This is a genomic window from Accumulibacter sp. (assembly GCF_036625275.1).
Classification (GTDB): domain Bacteria; phylum Pseudomonadota; class Gammaproteobacteria; order Burkholderiales; family Rhodocyclaceae; genus Accumulibacter.
In genome coordinates this window covers 35,962-55,793 of the sequence record NZ_JAZKUD010000005.1, presented here as the reverse complement: position 1 = coordinate 55,793, position 19,832 = coordinate 35,962, and the positions used below count along the sequence as shown (strand labels likewise).

Sequence of the window (19,832 nt, the reverse complement as noted above, 5' to 3'; positions counted from 1 at the left end):
TGATGAAGGAACGCCAATACATCGCTCGCCGGCAGGCGGAATGGCAAGCCTGGGAGCGTTGGCTGGCTCCGGCGAAGCGGCCGGTCGCTGCCATGCCGGAGGGGCTTGCGATCGACCCTGTCAGCTTGCCGCAGCGCTTCCGCCGCCTGTGCCATGACCTGGCGCTGGTGCGCGACCGGAATTACTCGGCAGCGCTGGCCGAGGAGCTGCAACGGCGCGTGCTGGCCGTCCATCAGCGCATCTATGGGGCCGCCAGGCCCGAAGGCAATGCCTTGCGCCGTTTCTTCGCCGGCGATCTGCCGTTGCTGGTGCGCAGTGAATGGCGGGTCGTTGTCGCCGCGATGCTGCTCCTGCTGGGGCCAATGCTGGCGATGCTGCTGGCCATTCAGGTCTGGCCCGATGCGGCTTTCCTGCTGCTCTCACCGGATACCGTCAGAGAGATCGAGGAGATGTACTCGCCGGCGGCCCCGCACCTGGGCCGTCCACGCGCGGCGTCGAGTGAATGGGCAATGTGGGCTTTCTACATTGCCAACAATGTGCGCATCGATTTTCAGTCCTTTGCCGGTGGCATCGCCTTCGGTCTGGGCTCGGTCTTCTACCTGCTCTACAACGGCTTCTACATCGGGGCGATTGCCGGCCATCTGACGCAGGTCGGCCTGGTCGACACGTTCTGGGGCTTTGTCGCCGGGCACAGCGCTTGTGAATTGACCGGTGCGGCGCTCGCCGGCGCTGCCGGACTCAAACTCGGGATGGCGCTGCTGGCGCCAGGGCGCCGGACGCGCCTGGCAGCCCTGCAGGAGAACGGCCGCGTCGCGGTGAAGCTGCTCTATGGAGCTGCGGCATTGACCTTCCTGGCCGCGTTCATCGAGGCTTTCTGGTCGCCTCTGCGTGGCGTTCCGCTGGCGATCAAGATCGCGGTTGGCGGCGCTTTCTGGCTGCTCATCAGCGCCTATCTGCTGCTGGCCGGACGCCGATCCCGTGCGACTTGAGCAGATCGCCGTCAGGCTGCGCCGGCGCAGCCCCTGGGAGGCGCTGGATCTCGGGCGTGCGCTGTTGCGCCACTGGGCCGCGCGGGTCTACCGTGCCTGGTTCGCGACCTACTGGCCGGCCGGCATGGTCATTCTGTTGGTCATGTGGCCGTGGCCTGAATACGCGATACTCGTGCTTTGGTGGCTGAAGCCGCTGTTCGACCGGGTGCTGCTGTTCGTCTTCAGCCGTTCGGTTTTTGGCGACGAGTGCCGTGTGCGCGATCTGCTGCGCGAACTGCCGCGGCTGTTGCGCGGGCCGGGCGTTTTCTCCGGCCTGACGCTGCGCCGCTGCAGCCTGGCGCGCTCACTGCTGTTGCCGGTATGGCAACTCGAGCAACAAACCGGCGCAGGCGCGCAGGTGCGTTTCCGGCTGTTGTCGAGACGCTGCCGGGGCCAGGCCGTCTGGCTGACTTTCTTTTGCGCCAACATGTCAACGATTCTTCTGGTTTCGATCGTGCTCGTGCTGCTCGCGCTGGTGCCGGGAGATGGGCAGGATCTGTCGCCCTGGCAATGGTTCGGCGGCGACCGATCGACGGTCGGGTATTTCGCCGGCAATCTGATGTTCATGCTCGCTGAAACGGTAGTCGAGCCGCTCTATGTCGCCTCGGGGTTTTCGCTCTACCTGAACCGGCGCAGCGAACTCGAAGGCTGGGACATCGAACTTGCATTCCGACGTCTTGCCGAGCGACAGTCTCCGAGGGCCGTCGCGACATCGCTGCTGGTGATTTTTTTCGCCCTGGCGGTGTCCCCGGCGACGCCGGCACATGCCGAAGAAAGGCCACCCAGTATGGCCAGGCAGGCGATCGACGCAGTGCTCGCCGATCCGGTTTTCGGTCAGGTCAAGGACGACTGGCGTTGGCGCTGGCGGCAGTCGAGTTCGCCTGCCGACCCGCTCGATGACCATCCGGGCGACTGGATCACGGGGTTCTTGCAAGCCATCGAGATCCTTGCCCAGTTGCTCAGGAGCCTGCTCTGGATCTTCGCCGGTCTTGCTCTGGCGGCGGCGATATTTCTGGTGCTGCGCTATCGGCAGGCTGGATTGCGCGTGCGCACTGCACCGATGGCACCGGAGTTCCTGTTCGGTCTCGACCTGCGTCCCGATTCCCTGCCGGCAGACGTGGCGGCGGCGGCACATGCGGCGCTGGATCGGGGCGACACTGTCGAGGCCCTGAGCCTGCTCTACCGTGGTGCGCTGGTCGCCCTGATGCAGCAGCGGCAAATCGACTTTGCCTCTGGAGACACCGAAAACGACTGCCTGCACCGCATCGCCGGGCGTCTCCCCGATGCGCTCGACCGCCGTTTCAAGGCGATCGTCGAGACCTGGCAGATGGCAGCCTATGGTCGCCTGTCAATTCCAGTCGAGCAGGTCGAAGAACTGCTGGCGGGCTGGGATCTCCTGTTCGGCAAGCCGGCGGCACGGTCATGACACACCGCCGCATGGCATCGATCGGTGCCTTCGTCATGCTGGCGCTATCCACCGGCTGGCTGATCAGCCATCTCGAACGGGTGCCGGTCACCTACCGCGAAGCGCCACAGGCCGAAGCCCGGCGTAATCCTTATCTGGCACTCGAACGGTTCACCGCGCGCATGGGTGGCCAACTGACACGGCGACCGGACGCGCGCATCATCGATCGGCTGCCGGCGGGCGGTACGCTGTTTCTCGATCGCCAGCGCGCACATCGGCTTCCGCCCGAGCGCTTGCATCGCCTGCTCGCCTGGGTCGAGGACGGCGGCTATCTGATCGCCGTTGCCGAGCGTCCTGGCGTCGCCGATCCGCTCCTCGACCACTTCGGGGTGCGGCACCTCGAGCCGCCGCCGGAAGCGCCGCGCGAGCGGCAGCACGTGCTTGAAGTGACGCCGCCGGGCGCGCTCCGACCACTGCGGGTCGACGCCAGATGGCCAGGCCTCGAGGCCGGCGGGCGGCAACCGGACTGGTCGACTGGCGAGCGTACAGAGGGAGGTGGCAAACAGATCCTGCATTTCAACCTCGGTCGCGGGCACCTGACGATCGCCAGCGAGCTTGACTCGCAATGGAGCAACCAGCGCATCGGCGCGATGGACCATGCCGAACTCTACTGGACGCTGCTCAGCGCGCATGACCGCTCGCCGCAGCCACAGGTTCTGCTGCTGTCGCGGCTACAGATGCCGACCCTGTTCGACTGGCTGCTGGAGAATGCCGGGGCTGCGTGCATCGCCGCGGCAACGCTGCTCGTCCTCTGGCTATGGCGCATCGTTCCGCGCTTCGGGAGCGTACAGCCGGAGATGCCGCCGGCGCGCCGCGAACTGCGCGAACACCTGGCGGCTGTCGCTCGCTACCTGTGGCGGTCGGGTGCGCTGGCGACGCTGCTGGTCCCCACGCGCGAGCATTTTCGCAGCCGCCTCGCGCTGCGCCAGCCGGGCATCGCTGCATGTTCGACCACGCTACAGGTCAGCGCACTGGCAGCACGCTCCGGCTTGCCAGCGGCGCGCATCGCCGCCGCCCTCGATGGCCGGGTCGAGACCCCGCACGCCTTTACCGATGCCCTGCGCACCCTGCGCGACCTCGAACGTCAGCTCTGAGAGCCTTGCCATGAATACTCCCGCGCCGGTTCTGCCGGCAGAAAAACTGCAACAGGCACGACAACTGCTGAGCGCGCTGCGCGCCGAAATGGCCAAGGCGGTGATTGGCCAGCAGGCGGTCATCGACGAAGTGCTGATCGGTTTGCTGGCCGATGCACATGTGCTCATCGAGGGCGTTCCCGGCCTCGGCAAGACGCTGCTGGTGAAAGTCCTGGCCAGAACCTTCGGCGGTCAGACCCGACGCATCCAGTTCACTCCCGACCTGATGCCCTCCGATGTGGTCGGTCACACGCTGTTCGATGCGGCCACCGCCCGCTTCGTCACCCGCCAGGGGCCGGTGTTCACGCATCTCTTGCTCGCCGACGAGATCAACCGGGCGCCCGCCAAAACGCAGTCGGCACTGCTCGAAGCGATGCAGGAGAAACAGGTCACGCTGGAAGGGAACAGTTCACCCTTGCCTCGCCCGTTCATGGTCCTGGCGACCCAGAATCCGATCGAACAGGAGGGCACTTACCCCTTGCCGGAAGCGCAGCTCGACCGTTTTCTGTTCAAGATTCGCATCGATTACCCGAGTGAAGAAGAAGAGGTGGCATTGACCCGGCAGGTGACGAGAGCGAAGACCGGTGGCGACCTCGACGTCGAAACCGTGGCCACGCTGATCCAGCCGGCAACGGTGGTCGGGCTGCAGCAATGGACGGCGCATGTCGTCGTCGACGAGCGTGTCGTCGCCTATGCCGTGGCCATCGTTCGCGCCAGTCGCGAAACGCCGGGGCTGGCCAGTGGCGCCGGTCCGCGCGGCCCGATCGCGCTGGTGCGGGCAGCGCGGGCGCGAGCACTGATGGCCGGGCGGGGTTTCGCCACGCCCGACGACATCAAGGCGGTGGCGCTGCCGGCGCTGCGCCACCGCGTGACGCCGGCCGCCGAGACCGAAATCGAAGGACTCAGCGCCGATGATGTGCTGTGCGCGCTGCTCGAACGCGTGCCGGCGCCGCGGGCCTGACGGTCCCATGCTGCTGCCTGACCGCAGACTGCTGCTCGCTGCCGGGCTATGGTTGTGGCTGGGTCTGGTGGTCGCCGCCGTGCCGAACCTGCTGTTCCTTTGGCAGGTGGCTGCGGCAACATTGTTTGGCCTGGCCGCTGCCGACGCGCTGAGCGCCTGGCGCCGTCGCGGCCGCATCGCCGTGCAGCGCGATCTGTCGCATGCCATGCCGGTCGGGACCTGGCAGAACGTCGGCCTGCGCCTTCGCTGTGATTCCGGGCAGGCGAGCGGCTGGCTGATCGACGGGCACCCGGCGGCTTTCCTTAGCGAGGGCCTGCCGCTGCGCTTCACGATCACCGCCGAGCGCGGCCTGCGCGTCGTCTATCGGGTTTCGGTGAGCGAGCGCGGCCGGCAGGTGTTCGACGGTGTCAGCCTGCGCTGCTCGTCGCCGCTGCGCCTGTGGTTGCTGCAGGAGAGCATCGCCGAGCAGGACGTGGTGCGGGTCTTCCCGAATTTCGCGCGCATCGCGCATTACACGCTGCTGGCGACCGACCACCGCCTGTCGCAGATCGGTATCCTGCAGCGTCGGCGGCGTGGTGAGGGGATGGAGTTCCAGCAGTTGCGCGATTACTGTCAGGACGATGCGCCGCGGCAGATCGACTGGAAGGCCAGCTCCCGCGTCGGCCGCCTGATCTCGCGGGCATACACCGACGAACGCGACCAGCAGATCGTCTTTCTGCTCGATTGCGGGGTCCGGATGCGTGCTCGCGACGGCGAGCTTTCGCATTTCGACCACACCCTCAACGCCCTGCTGCTGCTCGCCTGGGTTGCCCTGCGCCAGGGCGACGCCGTTGGACTGGCCACCTTTGGCCACGCCACGCCGCGCGTGCTGCCGCCGCGCAAGTCATTGGCGACCCTGCAGGCGATGATGAATACCGTTTACGACCTGCAGCCGTCACTGCAGGTGCCCGATTACCTGCGCGCCAGCGAAACCCTCAGCCAGCGCCTGTGCAAACGGGCGTTGGTGATTCTGGTTACCAACCTGCGCGACGAGGATGATGATACGCTGCTGCCGGCCGTCGGGCAGTTGCGGCGCCGTCATGCGGTGAGCATTGCCAGCCTGCGCGAAGCGGTACTCGACGAGTTGCTCGAAGCGCCGGTCAATGATTTCGACGCCGCGCTGACACGCGCTGCCGGCATGGAATACCTGCAGACGAGGCGGCGGCAGGTGGCGCTGTTACGTCACAGTGGCGTCGAGGTTCTCGACGTCGCTGTGCGCCAACTGCCGGTGGCGCTGATCAATCACTACTGGGCCAGAAAGCGTTCCGGCGCGTGCTAGTATGCGCCGTGCGATCGTTGCTGCCAGGCAACCGCCTGCCCCGATCGCGATGAAACGTCACTCCACGAGTCACTCCACTATTTTGACGGCAGGGGGGCCGCCATGCAGATCGACGACAATCCGTTCAGGCCACCTTCTGCGCGGCTATATGACTACAGTGAAAGCAGCTTTGGCACGTTCATTCCCGAGGGCCGGCTGGTATCGGCCGGGAGCGGCCTGCAGTGGCTGTCGCGCGGCTGGGAGATGTTCCGCACGGCACCGGGCACCTGGATTGGCATCGCCGTCGCCTTCATGGCGGTGATGCTGATCGCCGGGATGGTTCCGCTCCTGAACATCGCCGCCAACCTGCTGATTCCGGTATTCATCGGTGGCATCAGCATCGGCTGTCGGGCCATGGAAGAGGGCGAGGGGATTCGCTTCGAACACCTGTTTGCCGGCTTTGCGCGTCAGCCGGGAGGCTTGCTGATGGTCGGGCTGCTCTACCTGCTGGCGCTGTTGGTGGTCGCCGTCGCGGTCGGCATCATCGCCACCGTCACCGGAATCGCCGCGCTGGCGACGATCGGTCTCGACGGCACCGGGAACACCGCCGCGTGGGCCATTGTGGTTTCCTTTCTGGCCATGATCCTGGTCTTCGCGCCGTTGGCCATGGCCGTCTGGCTGGCGCCGCCGTTGCTGCTCTTTCACGAGCTATCCGCGTATCAGGCGATCAAGACCGGAGTCCTCGTCGCGCTACGCAATTTCCCGTCGTTCCTGGTCTATGTCCTGTTGGTGCTGGTCGCCGCAGTGCTGGCCAGCCTGCCGCTACTGCTCGGCTGGCTGGTGCTGCTGCCGGTGCTCTACGCTTCGCTGTACGCGGCCTACCGGGATCTGTTCTTCGCCGAACATTGATGACCGGTGCGCCTGCCGACCCGCTGGACAGTCTCCGCCGCATCGCCACGCCCGAAGGCTGCGAGATCGAGTTGCGGGTGGCTGGGCCGGTCGCGCGGGCGCGCGCCTGGTTTCTCGATTTTCTGCTTCGCTTGGGACTCTGGCTGCTGCTGGCGATGGCTGCCGCACAGATCGGCAATTTCGGCGCTGGTCTGCTGTTGCTCGGCGCATTCCTGCTCGAGTGGTGGTATCCGATCATTTTCGAAGTGTATCGGCACGGTCAGACGCCGGGCAAAAAGGCCTGTGGCCTGGCGGTCGTCCATGACGATGGTCGACCTGTCGGCTGGAGCGCCGCTTTCATCCGTAATACGCTGCGCAGCGTCGATATGCTGCCGTTGATGTACGCCACTGGTTTCATCACCAGCCTGCTCAACGCGGAGGGGAAACGTCTGGGCGACCTGGCTGCCGGGACTCTGGTAGTGCATGTCGACGAAAGCGCGCACCGGCCGGTCGGCGCCGATAGCCCGCTCGGGAGCGGGGTCGGCAGTGAAGCTCCCCCCTTTGTCCTGACCCGCGAAGAACAACTGGCGATCATCGAGTACAGCCAGCGCGCCGAGCTGCTGACCCCCGAGCGGGCGGCCGAGCTGGCCATCGCCGCCGGGCCGCTGTGTACCGGTCTCGGCGGCGAGGCGGCACGGCGGCGCCTGCTGCGGATCGGCAATTTCCTGCTCGGGAGTCGGGCATCCTGAATCTTCCTGGCCTGCGACTGTCTCTGCCTACTCTGCCATACGGAGCGACCCCATGAATGCTTATCCAGGACCGGCGCTGATCACTCTCGCCACTGCGCTGCTGTTGTTCGCCTGCGCGGCCTACGTCGGCCGGTGCCGGATCAAGTACCAGATCCACGCGCCGGCGATCAGCGGGCACCGACAGTTCGAGATCGCTTACCGAATCCAGATGAATACCCTCGAGAACACGGTAGCCTTCCTGCCGGTACTTTGGGTGTTCGCGATCTTCCTGTCGAGCCTCTGGGCGACCGGGATCGGAGGCGTCTGGCTGCTGGGCCGGGTCTGGTATGCCTGGGCCTATGCCTGCGATCCGAAGACGCGCGGCAAGGGTTTCCTGGTTTCGATGCTTGCCTTCGGCACCCTGGCCCTCGGTGGCGCCTGGGGTGTGCTGCGTGGACTGCTCGCCTGAACCACGAAACTTCCTGGCCCCCTTCAACCGACGACGGCGCGCAGCCACTGCGACCAGCACGAAAACTGCGGCCGCTGCGCGCGCTGCTGCCCTACGTGGCCCGCTATCGCGGGCAGGTCGCGCTGGCCTTGCTGTTCCTGCTGCTCGCCGCCGGCGCGACGCTGGCGCTGCCCTACGCCGTGAAATTGCTGGTCGACGGCGGTCTCGCAGCGCCGGCTGGCTGGTCGCCCGATGATCGACTGCCGGCCATCCGCGACCATTTCATCTCGTTGTTCGCCGTTGCGGGGATACTCGGGCTGGCGACCGCTGCACGTTTCTACATGGTGAGCTGGATCGGCGAGCGGGTGACCACCGATTTGCGGCAGGCGGTCTACGCGCATGTGCTGCGGCAGAGTCCGCAGTTCTTCGAGACCTTGAAGACCGGCGAAGTGCTGTCGCGGCTGACCACCGACACGACGGTGATTCACAGCGCCGTCGGTTCGAGCATCAGCATGGGTCTGCGCAACCTGGTGTTGCTGGCCGGCGGGCTGGCCATGCTGGTCACCACGACGCCGCGGCTGATGCTGACGGTGGTGGCGATCATCGTGCTGGTGGTGTTGCCGGCAGTGCTCATCGCCCGTCGCGTGCGCAAGCTCTCGCGCGCCAGCCAGGACCGCATTGCCGATACCAGCGGTATTGCCGGCGAGATCCTCAATGCCATTCCGGTGGTCCAGAGCTATACTCAGGAGCGTGCCGAGACGATACGCTTTGCGGCCGCCAACGAACAGGCCTTTGCCACCTCGATCCGCCGTAGCGGCACGCGCTCGGCGCTCACCGCCTTCGTCATCGTCGGTGTCTTTGCTTCGCTGCTCTACGGCCTCTACGACGGCGTCCAGGCGGTACTCGCCGGCGAGATCAGTGCTGGCCAGCTGAGCCAGACGGCGCTCTATGTCATGGTCGTCGCCGGCAGCGTGGCCGTGCTGGCCGAGGTTTGGGGTGATCTGCTGCGCGCTTCGGGAGCCACTGAAAGGTTGATGGAACTGCTCGGCGCGTGCTCGCCGATTGCCGAGCCGGCACAGCCCATCGCCTTGCCGGCAGCAACGGCAGGCCTGCAGGTGAGCTTTTGCCGGGTACGCTTCGCCTATCCGTCACGCCCGGCGCAAGAGGTGCTGCAAGGGATCGATTTCACCATCGAGGCCGGACAGACCGTGGCGCTGGTCGGATCGTCGGGCGCCGGCAAGACGACCCTCTTCCAGTTGCTGCAACGTTTTTACGAAGTCGGTCAAGGATCGGTTCGGATCGATGGCATCGACCTGCGGCGGGTGCGCCTGGCCGAGTTGCGTGCGCGCATTGCGGTGGTGCCCCAGGAGGCAGTGATCTTCTCGGGCAGCATTGCCGACAACATCCGCTACGGAAAACCTGACGCCTCCGATGAGGAAACGGGTGCCGCTGCGCGCGCGGCCTTCGTCGATGAATTCGTGCAGCGATTGCCCGATGGCTACGCCACTTTCGTCGGCGAGCGCGGTGTCCGCCTGTCCGGTGGCCAGCGCCAGCGCATCGCCATTGCGCGTGCGATATTGAAGAACGCACCGCTATTGTTGCTCGACGAAGCGACCAGCAGCCTCGACGCCGAAAGCGAGCGCATTGTGCAGGCCGCACTCGAAGCTGCGATGGCCGGGCGAACGACGATCGTCATTGCTCATCGCCTGGCCACCGTGCAACGTGCCGACCGGATCATCGTTCTCGACCAGGGACGGGTCATCGAGGCCGGCACGCACGCGTCGCTGGTCGAGCGCCACGGCTTGTACGCTCGCCTGGCGGCACTGCAGTTCGGTACTTGAAGAGACTGGCGGCGCTGCGGTGCGCATCGGCCAGTGTAGTTTAAGGCTCACTTCAGCCTGGGCATGCAGGATCTCATGGCAAGAACACGCCCCGATCGGTCTCGGGGCATATGCCCGGAGAGGAAAACGCATGCAATTAGTTGTCGACTATCGTGGCCGGATCAAATACGACACTCCCAACGCGCTGGCGTACCAGGATCGCCCGCCCAGACAGCACGCTGCCGAAATGGCACTGATCGACCGAGTTTTTGGCCTGGTTCCGAAAAACCACCGGGTTCTCGATCTGCCGTGCGGAGGTGGGCGGGTCAGCGTGCATCTGGCAAGAAAGGGCTATCAGATGCACTGTGCCGATTACTCTGACGCCATGCTGGCAATCACGCGTCAGTTCGTGCATGCAAGCGGCCTCGATTGTCCGGTCGACAAACAGGATATCGAGGCGCTGACCTACGCCAACGCCGAGTTCGACACGAGCCTCTGTTTTCGGCTGTTCCATCATTTCCCGAACCCGGCGATACGCCAGCAAGCAATCTCCGAATTGTGTCGCGTCTCGGGGAAATCGGTCGTCCTGTCGTATTTCAGTCCGTTCTCGGTCACCTCTCTGAAGCGCCGCCTGCGTTTCAGGATCGGTGGCCGGGCGTCGGAAAAATACGCGACGCCGCTGGCGGAAGTCGAACAGTACTTTAACCACCAAGGATTCAGACTGGTCCGAAATCTCGCTCGCAGCCCCTTGCTGCACACCCTGCATGTCGCCCTGTTTGAACGCTGCACGTAGAGATGTCTGCGAATGGACTGACTGCCACGCTGTTTTCGTCGTCGCGCAGGACACAGGGTCTGTGGCTGACGGCGCTGCTGGCCGTGCTGGTCGGCGGCCTCTTTGGCTGGCAGCATTTCGCCCCGGTGACGGCAGCGAATGGCTGGTCGTTTCGGGTCTACCTCGACGGGATTCCGCATGTCAGCGCCCTGGCAAAAGACCGGCAGGGGGCCTTGTACATCAGCAAGGAACTCGGCAATGGGCGCGGCATTCTGTTCAGCCGTGCAGCCGATGGCAGCCTGACCCAGGCAGTGGTCGGGCTGTCCAAGCCCGACGGGCTGGTGGCATTTCGCGACGGCATCGCGATCAGTCAGGAAGGGGGCGATCTGCCGGTGCTCTGGCGGCATGACGGTCAAATGGAAACCCTGTTCCAGGGTCGAAGCGTCGAAGGTCTGGCCACTGATGGCCAGTCTCTGTACGCCATCGAAGATCGGCCGGGTGACGGGCGCCTGTTGCGCTTCGACCCGCTCACCAGGGCGTTGACCGTCTTGCGCAGCGGCCTCAGCGAAGCGGAGGGCGTCGCAATTTGTCCCGACGGGCAGTTGTTCTACACCGAAAAGGGAAAACGCTGGGTCAAACGCTGGCAGGCAGAGGGGGCTGACGTGCTGGTCCTCGAACAGCTCAACGCGCCGGGTTTTCTGATGTGCAACGATGAGGGATTGTGGATCACCGAAGATGCCACGCATCGGGCACGCCTGCTGCTGCTCGACAGGAGCGGATCGTTGCAGACTGTCCTGAGCGGTCTGCGTTCCGGGCAAACCGTTCTGCCGCTGGCACCGGGTCACCTGCTGCTCGCCGAGCAGGGCCGCGGTCGGGTTCTTGAAGTCGAGCGCCTGCCCATCCCTTCCAGATAAACGCCAGCAGCGCCGGAGAACGGCTTGCCGGATGAATGGGCTGCTTCCGGGCTCGCCGCCGGTTCCCTATTGCCCGATCCTTTTGCAAGGGATACGCTGCCTCATTGCAGTCTCATACCATCGGACATCTCCTGCCACGTCAATATTGATTGCCTCGACATCGATTTGTATGTCATAATGCCTCATGTTGGACATGGACCAAACATGATGTGCCTGCGCGAGCATGACCCTCTGCAAAGGGACGATGCGTGCCTGACGCATCGTATTCTCCTCAAGATATGAGACTTAGTTCAGTGCAGCGTGTGCTGCAACGTCTGCACGGCATCATTGTGCGCGATACCGGAAAGAAGCTCAGCGGCTCGGCCCAGGCAGAGGTCGAAACCTTGCTTCATGAACTCGACACGCGCTCGCTTCCTTTGCCCCTCGGGCAGGAGTTCCTGAAGCGCGAGGTCACCATCCTGTTCGCCGACCTGCGCGGGTTTACGGCAATGGCTGCAAATCAACCGGCGGGTAAGGTCATCAAGATTCTCAATCCCTGCCTCGTCAGGATGAGCGAGATCATTTTCAAGTACCAGGGAACCATAGACAAATTCATGGGGGATTCGATCATGGCGCTGTTCGGCGCGCCAGTGCAGCGCCCCGATGATGTTCAACGAGCACTGACCTGCGCTGTCGAAATGCAGATCACGATGGATGCTCTCAACCTGGCGCACAGGGATCAGGGATGGCCGGAACTGTACATGGGCATCGGCATCAACACCGGCGAGGTGCTTGCGGGTACGCTGGGATCAGACCTCTATCATGAGTACACCGTGATTGGCAACGAAGTCAATCTGGCTGCGCGCATCGAGGCGCTCAGTTTGCGCGGTCAGGTCCTGATCAGTCAGGGCACCTATGAGCGCTGCAAGGAGTTCGTCGACACCAGCGCTCCGATCGACATCTATCTCAAGGGGAAGCCGGTACCCGTCAGCCTGCGCGAACTGATTGGCATTCCTTCGCTGGGGTTCCATGTCCCACGTAAGGAGAAACGTCGTTCTCACCGTATCCAGGTCAAGCTGCCGTTCGGCTACCAGATCATCGAAAACGGCATCGTCTTTCCCGAAATACGCCCAGGCACGATTCTCGATCTTGGCTACCACGGCGCTCTGCTCGAACTGGAATGCCAACTGCCCATTTATTGCGAAATCAAACTCAGCCTTGACTTGCCGATAGTCGCCTATCAGGCACGTGACGTTTACGCCAAGATTCTGAACCGCAAGCCTGCAAACGGGATTGTTCGCATGGGTTCCGAGTTCACCTCACTCCCGCCGGAGGCGAACATGAAGATTCAGCTTTTCGTTCAACTCCTGGTGTTCGCCGACCAGTCTTGAGTTCGTGATAGGCACGCAACAGCCGCTCAGCGCGAACGCGCGAAGTCGAAATCGGCGCGGTTGCGTTCGTCGACGAAGAGGCTAACCGGCTCCGGCGGTTCGCCGTTGCGGCAGATGACGACCACATTGGCAAGCTGCTGTTGCTTCTGCAGCACTTCGACGGCGCAGCGGCCGTAGATGCTCTCGATGGTCGCCAGCAGGTTGCGCGAATAGGGCGTGGCGAGGGCGCTGTCGAGAATCAGGTTGGCAATCAACACGCCGTCGGCTTCGAGCACCCGGCGCGTCGCCTGCCAGAATTCACGGGTGACGAGGTGGCCAGGGATCGAGGTATGCGAGCCATAGACATCGAGCAGCACCGCCGCAAAGCGCTGCCCGGTACGAACCACGAAGCGGCGGGCATCATCGGCGATGAACTCGCCGTTTGCCGTCTCGCGGAGGAAATGGGTCTCGGCAATGGTGCGCACCGCCGGATCGATGTCGACATAGGTGTAGTGGTTGCTCGTCTCACGGTGCGAGAGCGTGAAACCGCCGGCGCCGAGAACCAGTATCCGGCGGTCTCGGAAGCCCATGTCGTCGAGCAGAAAGCTGCGGATATGCCGGATATAGCGGGCATAGTGCGGCGGTTCGGCCTCGTCGATCAATGAGGCGAATGAGCTATTGTTTTTCAGGGCGCGCCCGTTGATCGCGCCATTGTACTGAACCGGCATCACCAGATAGCTGGCGTAGGCGGTCTCGATCTGTGGGCGCAGCCAGGCGTTGGTGATCAGCACCAGCGCAACGACGGTGATGCCGGCGATCGCCGTCGTCCAACTGCGAGCACGCAGCAGCGCGTAGCCAACGACCAGCAACAGCGCGCAGAGCGCGACGGCTGCGGAAACGCCAAGCCATTGCATGACCAGTAGCGACAGCGACAACGAACCCAGGAAAGAACCGAGTGTCGAGTAGTACAGCGCCTGGCCACTGGCTTCGCCGACGCGTTGGTGCTGCAGCAGGTTGCTGAGGATCGGCACGGTCTGCCCGAGCAGCCAGGCGATCGGGCAGAGTACGCCGGTGACGAGCGCGAGATAGGCGATTTCGGGTGGCGGCAGCGAAGCGAAGATCAGGTCGACGCCGACTCCCGCCAGACCGACGCCGATCAGCAAGGCCGCGATCAGGAAGTTCCTGGCGACGACTTCAAGATAGTCCTCGGCGACTTTTGCGCCGGCATGGTAGCCGAGCGCCAGCGCGAGCAGAAAGAACGCGATGGTCGGTGCGGTGACGACGATCGAACTGCCCAGGTGCGGGATGATCTGACGCAGCGCGATGACCTCGGCGCCAAGCGAGCAGAACCCTTCGATGAAGATAATGGCAAAGAAACGTGGCATGGGGCATGTCGCCGAGCGGGGCAAGGCCGGCACTATACCGCAGCGGCGCCCGTTGCCGGCCATCACCTCGCAGTCTTGCTGCGCAATGAGCCGCAAGCTGACGAATCGTCGGAGGGATTCCCGATGCCTGGACAAATGACCGGCTGACTTCGACTGCCGCCGGTCGCCCGCACTGCCCGCTCGACCGTTGAAGCCGGTCAGAAGAAGCGTTTGTCCGAGGCGCCTTTTTCTGAACTGGCCAGGCTCTCGCCGAGGAACCTGGGCAGTACTTCCGTCGGCAGTTGCAGGCGGTTGAGGAGCGTTTCGCGGCTGATATGCAACAGATTCTGGATGGCGTTGAGGTCGTCCGGGATCGCCGGATGATTCCAGCCATCGGTCGAGTGGCGGGCGAGGTTGACCGCCAGTTGCACGTTCTGAACCCTGGACAGACCGGCATCACCGCTGTCCATCAGGGTAGTCAGCAGCTCGGGCAGATGCCAGGCCCGGCAGAGCGCCAGTTGCAGATCGGCCACCGTCATCCCGAGCACTTCCCGCTCGACATCGCGGTCGTTCAGCCGGTGGTCGGCCTGCAGTCGGGAGCGAATCTCGATCGCCCGATCCGGAGCAAAACACCACAGCAGACTTTCTGCGAGGTCGTGCAGCAGCGCTGCGAGGGCGACTTCCTCGACGTTCATGTCATGCCGCGCAAAGGCCCAGTCATGTGCATAGCGCGCCGCGCGTTGCATGCGCAGGATCACCTGCAGGACGCCCAGCAGGGCTTGCCGCTGACCGCGCAGCATCGTTTCGAGGGTCAGCGGCTGCTCGAACTTCCGGAAGAACGGATCGATGCCCAGCATCATCACCGCGCTGGCGATATTCGTGATGTCGCTGTGCAGGCGGCCGTGGCTGACCTCCTGAATGTAGGCCAGCACGCGGATGGCCAACAGGGGATCCTGCAGCACGATGTCAGTGATGTCGCGACCGCTGATCTGGTCGGCTTGCTGTCGCGCTTTGTCGAGGTGGCGCGCCGTCTGGCGCAGGATGGGCAATTCGGCTTTGCTGATGAATGCCAGCCAGCCTTCGAGATCCTGTGGCAAGGGATGATCGGGCATTAGCTGGGCCTTTTTCAGAAGCGCTCGTCGGCGCGCAGGTAGCGCCATTGCCCGACCGCCAGCTTGCCGAGCGAAACGCTGCCGATACGCACGCGTTTGGTCTCGGTAGCGCGCAATCCGACCTGCTCGCACATGCCCTGAATCTGCCGCTTTCTGCTCTCGTGCAGAACGAAACGCAGTTGTTGTTCGCTCAGCCACGAGACCTGTGCATGCAGCAGCCTGACCCTGTCCAGCGACAGGCCATGCCTGAGCCGCTCCAGGCCATCCGCCGACAACTCGCCCTCGACGCGGACATGGTATTCCTTCTCGAGTCTGGCATCACCCCCTGTCAGGCGGCGCGCGATACGGCCTTCCTGGGTGAACACCAGCAGGCCGCCCTCGTCGGCATCGAGTTTGCCGGCCAGCGCCAGGCCGCGCAGATGCCTGGTCTGGAAGCGGAGGGTGGTGCGGTCTTCTGCCCAGTGGTTGTCGGAACGGATCAGAGCAACGGCATCATCGCGCTCGCCTGCGGACCCGGCAGCGACCGGGTGGCTCGGCTTGTTGAACAGGATGGTGACGCTTTCGCTGGAGTGCTTGCTGGCGGCATCCTTGATCTCGATCCTTGCTTTGGGATTGACGCGTGCACCGAGGCGGGTGATGAGCTCGCCATCGACGCTGACCCAGCCGTTCTCGATCCATTCATCGGCTTCGCGGCGGGAGCACGCGGCGATTTCGCTGACCCGTTTTGCCAGCCGCGGCGACTCTTTGGCCAGGCCGTGCGTTGTGCCAGGGGGCTCTGCCGGCGTCGCAGTGGGCACCTCCGCTCGTTGCGCGCGCGCTGCTTGTGCGGCAACGACCGGCGGGCCGCTCTCGCCGAGTGCCGGTCGCAAGGCGTCGCGGCTGGCATGTTGCGGTGCCGGAGGAAAGGCACGCGCGCCGGTACTGCGGGCAATGCCACGGGGCGGATAGGTCTTCTTCGCCGGTTGGCCAGGCCGGGTCGGGCCGGCTGGCTGGCTGTCGGTCGCGATGCTGCGAGGTTCCGAGGCGGGCTCTGCGCTTTCTTGCCTCGTCGGGAGGGCGACGGCAAGCTGCTCGATCGGGCGAGCCGCTTCTCTCGAAAGGTCGCTGCGGAAACGTGCCGGGCGGTTGGTTCCTTGGCCGGGCTGGCCGCCTGGCGCAACCGGTGTGGTCGATTGGCTGTCGGCACGCCGCGCAGTGTGGTGCTTTGCCGTCTTGGAGCTGCCACGAATCGGTTTGCGTATGGCTGCCCGTGCGTCGCCGACGACAGCAGCAGGCTTCTTGTTGGGCAGCTTCAGAGTGGAGCGGGGCATGGCGTGGCTTTCCGTGGGTTCGACCGTTCAAGGTCAAGGACGCTGCGCGGCTTTATCGCGCAGCGTCCCCTGCACTGATGGGTTAGCGAAGTAATCGGGCCGGCGGCCGAAAATCGCCCCGAAGTCACTTCGCGTGGTGCGAAGAAAATCAGGCACTTAGATAGAGTGACTTAAGAGCCCTTACCGTTGGCGAGGAAGGAACTTCGCGAATGAGTTTGGCAACGGCGCGTTCTCAAGACTACGTTGCGAGAATAGAAATCGCCCGTCACAGACAAATCCCAACTCATCCCATGTGACAGCGTTTAGAGCGTCTCGAAAAGCGCCAAGGTCAATATCCTTGTTATGAGGAAACACAGCCAGAATTGACCCGTCGAAGTTATGGCACTCATGCAGGAAGAATGGCTGAGAATTTCGGGTTTTCCCATTCACATAGACCCTTGGGGCATCTGTGATCGGGTATCCACGACCCCAATGCCACCAGTTTGATTCATCAAAAGGTCGAATTCCTCTTGAAATGAGTCGCCCCTTGTGCCGAAGAAGACACTCAAGGGGGGCATCGTTCTTTCCTATCCAAATCATCCTGCGAGTGCGTCCAGTTTTCGCTGTCGCGGAACAGACAAAATCCAAAGTGCCGAATTGATCGTCGGCGTAAATGTCATCGGCACCGGAAACAGCGCCAACCTTCACGCTTGCAATGTCCTTCATGTGCAAGGCATGTAGGTCGCGGGAGAACATCAAGTGACCAGAAGCTTCGACAAAATGTCTTTCTTCCCATTTAGGCTTCCTGAGCGACAACTCTAGATCGTCCCTGTTCCCGATCTCCGCGTACAACGTAGTTCGATTAACACTCCCTTTCTCGTACCGCCAGATCAGGCAGTTTGGCACTGCGCCGGCAAAAATTCGCGCGTCTCCCAGTTCAATCGCATGGGTAATTGTGCCGTGCGCATACAACCACTTGTTCATACGGACACTGGAAGTTGTCTTCATAAAATCACGTGGCGTGATGAATATGAGCTCTCCGTTAGGAGTCAGATGACGTACTGCCTTTTCGATGAAAAATAGGTAAAGGTTTGAGCGCAGATCGAATAGCTCTGAATTAATAAGGCGCCTGGTTTCGGGTGGGATGTCTTGGTAACGGACGTAAGGAGGATTGCCTATAACTGTCTCGAACTTCTCCGAGTCTGGAAAAGCAAAGAAATCTATGTTTAGGCTACCTAACGGAGCATGATTCCGGTCAAGTTCAATTGCGACGCAGCCAGGGACTCTTCCAGAGAACGCCCCATTTCCGCAGGACGGCTCCAGCACTCGGCCTTTGTTCTGACGAAGCGCCAGCATCGCGTCGACAACCGCGGGAGGAGTAAATACCTGCCCAAGTGTCTCAACGTCAAATGACGTCGCCGAGGTGCTCCTCGAATTCGTCGAGGATATTGGCACGTAGTTGGATTGATTCACGGAATTTTCCGAGAAGAAACTTAATTGCTCCATCATGTGTCCTCGATTTCAGATTGCGGTTGTTGCCCCAGTTACACTGGAACGGAAGATTGTTCCCATTTGCGACAAGAGTTTGGATCTGTTTGAGGCTTGTGCAAAATATGTCGCGAAGGTTTGTCTTGCTTACAACAAGAAAGTAGTAATCCTTGTCGGTACTGGTACTCAACCCGCGCTTGAGCAGTGCGAAATAGTCCCTCCATGGTGTCTCATTTGCGAAAGTCGGCCAAATCCCCGTGAGTGCGTAGTACATCCCTAGCTTGCATTGCACGTTGTCGGCGGTTGAGGTGGAGGTAATCTTGATATTGACTGGAATCTGCTCATTTCCCTTCGGAATTGCAAAGTCGTACCAATGCCGGGGAGGGGGAAGATCGATGTGGAACTTCGACTGGATGGCTTTGATGACTTCGTCCTCGTTTATTGAGGCATTGATTCGCCCATCCTGGAATTGCTTGGATAGTTGAACACCATTGGATGCAAGAAAGTCCCGAATTTCGGTAAGTTGCTGTGGGATCACCATAGGCTCCGAGTGGTTGTAAGGGCTAACGATTAGCTCAGCGGCGGAGCGTCAGCGGAGTCTGCTGGAGCTCTTTTTTGGGCTGTACGTTGATGAGAATCCCAGCATTGTTTTTGCCAAGCAATCCAATGTTGCATCGAGAGCAACCACCTTTCCAACTCAGTGAAATTGTAGTTCTTTGGAGTATAAGCGCTTAGCAAAAAGTCATCCGATATTTGGAGCCGAAGCCGTCCAGAATGGCATCGACGTCAGCCTCAAGCGTTGCGGCGCTGCGGTCTTTGAACGCCATCCACTCGTACTTCATCTTGTGCCAGAGCTTCTCGATGCGGTTCAGTTCCGGACGGTAAGGCGGCAGGAAGTGAAGCGTGAGACCCTTCTTCTTCAGGAGAGCCAGCAGAGGCTGAATGGCCTTCGCCTTGTGGATGGAGGCCTTGTCCGGAATGACGGTCAGGGGTTTGCCGACGTTTTCCAGAAGGAGGCCGAGGAAGCCAGCAAACAGAGCGGCGGTCGTGGTTTCCCAGAACTTGGCGGTGAACAACACCCCGGTCGAGATCAACGCGCCCAGCCCATTCAGGCGCTTTCCGCGCTCAGCCGTCATGAGGTGCACTTCTCCTGTCTCGGTCCAGGCGCTCCGATTGGGCTGGGTCTGTGCAAAGCCAGTCTCGTCCATATAGGCCCGTGTGATTTCCCCACTCTTTGATTTTTCAACTCATTCCGCTATTTCTTCCTGGGCTTTCCGGAATTTGGCTTCATCCCGCTTTTTTTAGACTATGCCGCGTCCTCTTCCAGAGGTAGCCCTTCTCCTTCAAAGTGCTCTGCACCCGCCATACCGATCCCTGTAAGCCCTATTCCTCTGACAGACGGCTTCTCCACTGCGAAGCCGTACACGCCTCCTCCTTTGCCCAAGTGCAGAGCACCTGTGGATGCGTTTCCGATCGCTTGTGAGGGGCGCCGCTGCGCGGTAGGTCGCGCAACCCGTCAAATCTTCGAGCCAGCCACGCGTCCCTGTGGCAAGCGACCGTCTCTTTGTGAATCTTCTGCTGCGCCGCCACTTCGCCAACCGACCCGCCCCCATCCAGGAGAAGCACGGTTCGTGCTCGCCGGCGCTCGCGCCAGTCGCTACCGCGCTCGTCTATCTGCGTCAGTTGCTGGCGTTCCTCTGCCGTCAGGGTCAGCGTCTTGGCTTTGCGGGACATCGGGAAAAATCCAGTGTTGGGGGACGCCAGTATAAACGCATA

The 19,832-nt window shown here is 62.6% G+C and carries 19 protein-coding genes; 12 read left to right on the top strand and 7 right to left on the bottom strand.

Going from position 1 to position 19,832, the window contains the following annotated elements; genetic code table 11:
- Positions 1-2: 2 nt before the first annotated feature.
- The 12 genes from V5B39_RS04065 to V5B39_RS04010 all read left to right on the top strand — a co-directional run bounded on the left by V5B39_RS04065 (position 3) and on the right by V5B39_RS04010 (position 12,824).
- Positions 3-989: a stage II sporulation protein M gene (locus V5B39_RS04065; protein WP_332341647.1), complete on the top strand. Its 987-nt coding sequence runs from the start codon at positions 3-5 to the stop codon at positions 987-989.
- The gene (locus tag V5B39_RS04060) at positions 979-2,454 is read left to right on the top strand and encodes a hypothetical protein (RefSeq protein WP_332341646.1); all 1,476 of its coding nucleotides are present in this window, start codon (positions 979-981) and stop codon (positions 2,452-2,454) included. Before V5B39_RS04065 ends, V5B39_RS04060 begins: the two co-directional genes overlap by 11 nt.
- Complete coding sequence (locus V5B39_RS04055) at positions 2,451-3,587, top strand: DUF4350 domain-containing protein (protein WP_332341645.1); 1,137 nt, start codon at positions 2,451-2,453, stop codon at positions 3,585-3,587. The genes V5B39_RS04060 and V5B39_RS04055 overlap by 4 nt, the downstream gene beginning before the upstream one ends.
- Before the next feature lie 10 nt (positions 3,588-3,597).
- A complete protein-coding gene (locus V5B39_RS04050; RefSeq protein ID WP_332341644.1) occupies positions 3,598-4,587 on the top strand; it encodes an AAA family ATPase in 990 nt (329 codons plus the stop codon).
- 7 nt (positions 4,588-4,594) lie between these two features.
- Complete coding sequence (locus tag V5B39_RS04045) at positions 4,595-5,905, top strand: DUF58 domain-containing protein (protein WP_332341643.1); 1,311 nt, start codon at positions 4,595-4,597, stop codon at positions 5,903-5,905.
- 102 nt (positions 5,906-6,007) lie between these two features.
- Positions 6,008-6,793, top strand: coding sequence for a BPSS1780 family membrane protein (locus tag V5B39_RS04040; RefSeq protein ID WP_332341642.1), 786 nt, complete (start codon positions 6,008-6,010; stop codon positions 6,791-6,793).
- Positions 6,793-7,521 (top strand): RDD family protein, encoded by a 729-nt coding sequence (locus V5B39_RS04035; RefSeq protein ID WP_332341641.1) that lies wholly within the window; start codon positions 6,793-6,795, stop codon positions 7,519-7,521. Before V5B39_RS04040 ends, V5B39_RS04035 begins: the two co-directional genes overlap by 1 nt.
- 52 nt (positions 7,522-7,573) lie before the next feature.
- The gene (locus tag V5B39_RS04030; protein WP_332341640.1) at positions 7,574-7,969 is read left to right on the top strand and encodes an MAPEG family protein; all 396 of its coding nucleotides are present in this window, start codon (positions 7,574-7,576) and stop codon (positions 7,967-7,969) included.
- A 95-nt stretch (positions 7,970-8,064) separates the two neighbouring features.
- A complete protein-coding gene (locus V5B39_RS04025; RefSeq protein ID WP_434735648.1) occupies positions 8,065-9,789 on the top strand; it encodes an ABC transporter transmembrane domain-containing protein in 1,725 nt (574 codons plus the stop codon).
- Positions 9,790-9,919: 130 nt separating this feature from the next.
- Positions 9,920-10,561 carry a class I SAM-dependent methyltransferase gene (locus tag V5B39_RS04020; RefSeq protein WP_332341639.1) on the top strand — a complete coding sequence of 214 codons (642 nt, stop codon included), beginning with the start codon at positions 9,920-9,922 and terminating at the stop codon, positions 10,559-10,561.
- A gap of 2 nt (positions 10,562-10,563) precedes the next feature.
- Positions 10,564-11,454: a hypothetical protein gene (locus tag V5B39_RS04015; RefSeq protein ID WP_332341638.1), complete on the top strand. Its 891-nt coding sequence runs from the start codon at positions 10,564-10,566 to the stop codon at positions 11,452-11,454.
- A 278-nt stretch (positions 11,455-11,732) separates the two neighbouring features.
- Positions 11,733-12,824, top strand: coding sequence for an adenylate/guanylate cyclase domain-containing protein (locus V5B39_RS04010; RefSeq protein WP_332341637.1), 1,092 nt, complete (start codon positions 11,733-11,735; stop codon positions 12,822-12,824).
- A gap of 26 nt (positions 12,825-12,850) precedes the next feature.
- Here the strand turns inward: V5B39_RS04010 and V5B39_RS04005 are convergent, their stop codons facing one another.
- The 7 genes from V5B39_RS04005 to V5B39_RS03975 form a co-directional block, all read right to left on the bottom strand.
- On the bottom strand, positions 12,851-14,188 hold the full coding sequence (locus tag V5B39_RS04005) for a fused MFS/spermidine synthase (protein WP_332341636.1): 1,338 nt from the start codon (positions 14,186-14,188) through the stop codon (positions 12,851-12,853).
- Positions 14,189-14,385: 197 nt separating this feature from the next.
- The gene (locus V5B39_RS04000) at positions 14,386-15,279 is read right to left on the bottom strand and encodes an HDOD domain-containing protein (protein WP_332341635.1); all 894 of its coding nucleotides are present in this window, start codon (positions 15,277-15,279) and stop codon (positions 14,386-14,388) included.
- 14 nt (positions 15,280-15,293) lie between these two features.
- On the bottom strand, positions 15,294-16,589 hold the full coding sequence (locus V5B39_RS03995) for a pseudouridine synthase (RefSeq protein WP_332341634.1): 1,296 nt from the start codon (positions 16,587-16,589) through the stop codon (positions 15,294-15,296).
- Between the two features lie 180 nt (positions 16,590-16,769).
- Complete coding sequence (locus V5B39_RS03990; protein ID WP_434735649.1) at positions 16,770-18,023, bottom strand: Eco57I restriction-modification methylase domain-containing protein; 1,254 nt, start codon at positions 18,021-18,023, stop codon at positions 16,770-16,772.
- Positions 17,974-18,597: a restriction endonuclease gene (locus V5B39_RS03985; RefSeq protein WP_332341633.1), complete on the bottom strand. Its 624-nt coding sequence runs from the start codon at positions 18,595-18,597 to the stop codon at positions 17,974-17,976. The genes V5B39_RS03990 and V5B39_RS03985 overlap by 50 nt, the downstream gene beginning before the upstream one ends.
- Positions 18,598-18,787: 190 nt before the next feature.
- Positions 18,788-19,264 carry a transposase gene (locus V5B39_RS03980; RefSeq protein ID WP_332341632.1) on the bottom strand — a complete coding sequence of 159 codons (477 nt, stop codon included), beginning with the start codon at positions 19,262-19,264 and terminating at the stop codon, positions 18,788-18,790.
- Positions 19,265-19,439: 175 nt separating this feature from the next.
- Positions 19,440-19,790, bottom strand: coding sequence for a helix-turn-helix domain-containing protein (locus tag V5B39_RS03975; RefSeq protein WP_332341631.1), 351 nt, complete (start codon positions 19,788-19,790; stop codon positions 19,440-19,442).
- Positions 19,791-19,832: the final 42 nt, after the last annotated feature.

What these genes read in the sequence shown, in the direction of transcription:
- V5B39_RS04065 (WP_332341647.1), top strand. Translation starts at nt 3, where the DNA reads ATGAAGGAACGCCAATACATCGCTCGCCGGCAGGCGGAATGGCAAGCC.
- V5B39_RS04055 (WP_332341645.1), top strand. Translation starts at nt 2,451, where the DNA reads ATGACACACCGCCGCATGGCATCGATCGGTGCCTTCGTCATGCTGGCG.
- V5B39_RS04050 (WP_332341644.1), top strand. Translation starts at nt 3,598, where the DNA reads ATGAATACTCCCGCGCCGGTTCTGCCGGCAGAAAAACTGCAACAGGCA.
- V5B39_RS04045 (WP_332341643.1), top strand. Translation starts at nt 4,595, where the DNA reads ATGCTGCTGCCTGACCGCAGACTGCTGCTCGCTGCCGGGCTATGGTTG.
- V5B39_RS04040 (WP_332341642.1), top strand. Translation starts at nt 6,008, where the DNA reads ATGCAGATCGACGACAATCCGTTCAGGCCACCTTCTGCGCGGCTATAT.
- V5B39_RS04035 (WP_332341641.1), top strand. Translation starts at nt 6,793, where the DNA reads ATGACCGGTGCGCCTGCCGACCCGCTGGACAGTCTCCGCCGCATCGCC.
- V5B39_RS04030 (WP_332341640.1), top strand. Translation starts at nt 7,574, where the DNA reads ATGAATGCTTATCCAGGACCGGCGCTGATCACTCTCGCCACTGCGCTG.
- V5B39_RS04020 (WP_332341639.1), top strand. Translation starts at nt 9,920, where the DNA reads ATGCAATTAGTTGTCGACTATCGTGGCCGGATCAAATACGACACTCCC.
- V5B39_RS04015 (WP_332341638.1), top strand. Translation starts at nt 10,564, where the DNA reads ATGTCTGCGAATGGACTGACTGCCACGCTGTTTTCGTCGTCGCGCAGG.
- V5B39_RS04010 (WP_332341637.1), top strand. Translation starts at nt 11,733, where the DNA reads ATGAGACTTAGTTCAGTGCAGCGTGTGCTGCAACGTCTGCACGGCATC.
- V5B39_RS04005 (WP_332341636.1), bottom strand. Translation starts at nt 14,188, where the DNA reads ATGCCACGTTTCTTTGCCATTATCTTCATCGAAGGGTTCTGCTCGCTT.
- V5B39_RS04000 (WP_332341635.1), bottom strand. Translation starts at nt 15,279, where the DNA reads ATGCCCGATCATCCCTTGCCACAGGATCTCGAAGGCTGGCTGGCATTC.
- V5B39_RS03995 (WP_332341634.1), bottom strand. Translation starts at nt 16,589, where the DNA reads ATGCCCCGCTCCACTCTGAAGCTGCCCAACAAGAAGCCTGCTGCTGTC.
- V5B39_RS03985 (WP_332341633.1), bottom strand. Translation starts at nt 18,597, where the DNA reads ATGGTGATCCCACAGCAACTTACCGAAATTCGGGACTTTCTTGCATCC.
- V5B39_RS03980 (WP_332341632.1), bottom strand. Translation starts at nt 19,264, where the DNA reads ATGGACGAGACTGGCTTTGCACAGACCCAGCCCAATCGGAGCGCCTGG.
- V5B39_RS03975 (WP_332341631.1), bottom strand. Translation starts at nt 19,790, where the DNA reads ATGTCCCGCAAAGCCAAGACGCTGACCCTGACGGCAGAGGAACGCCAG.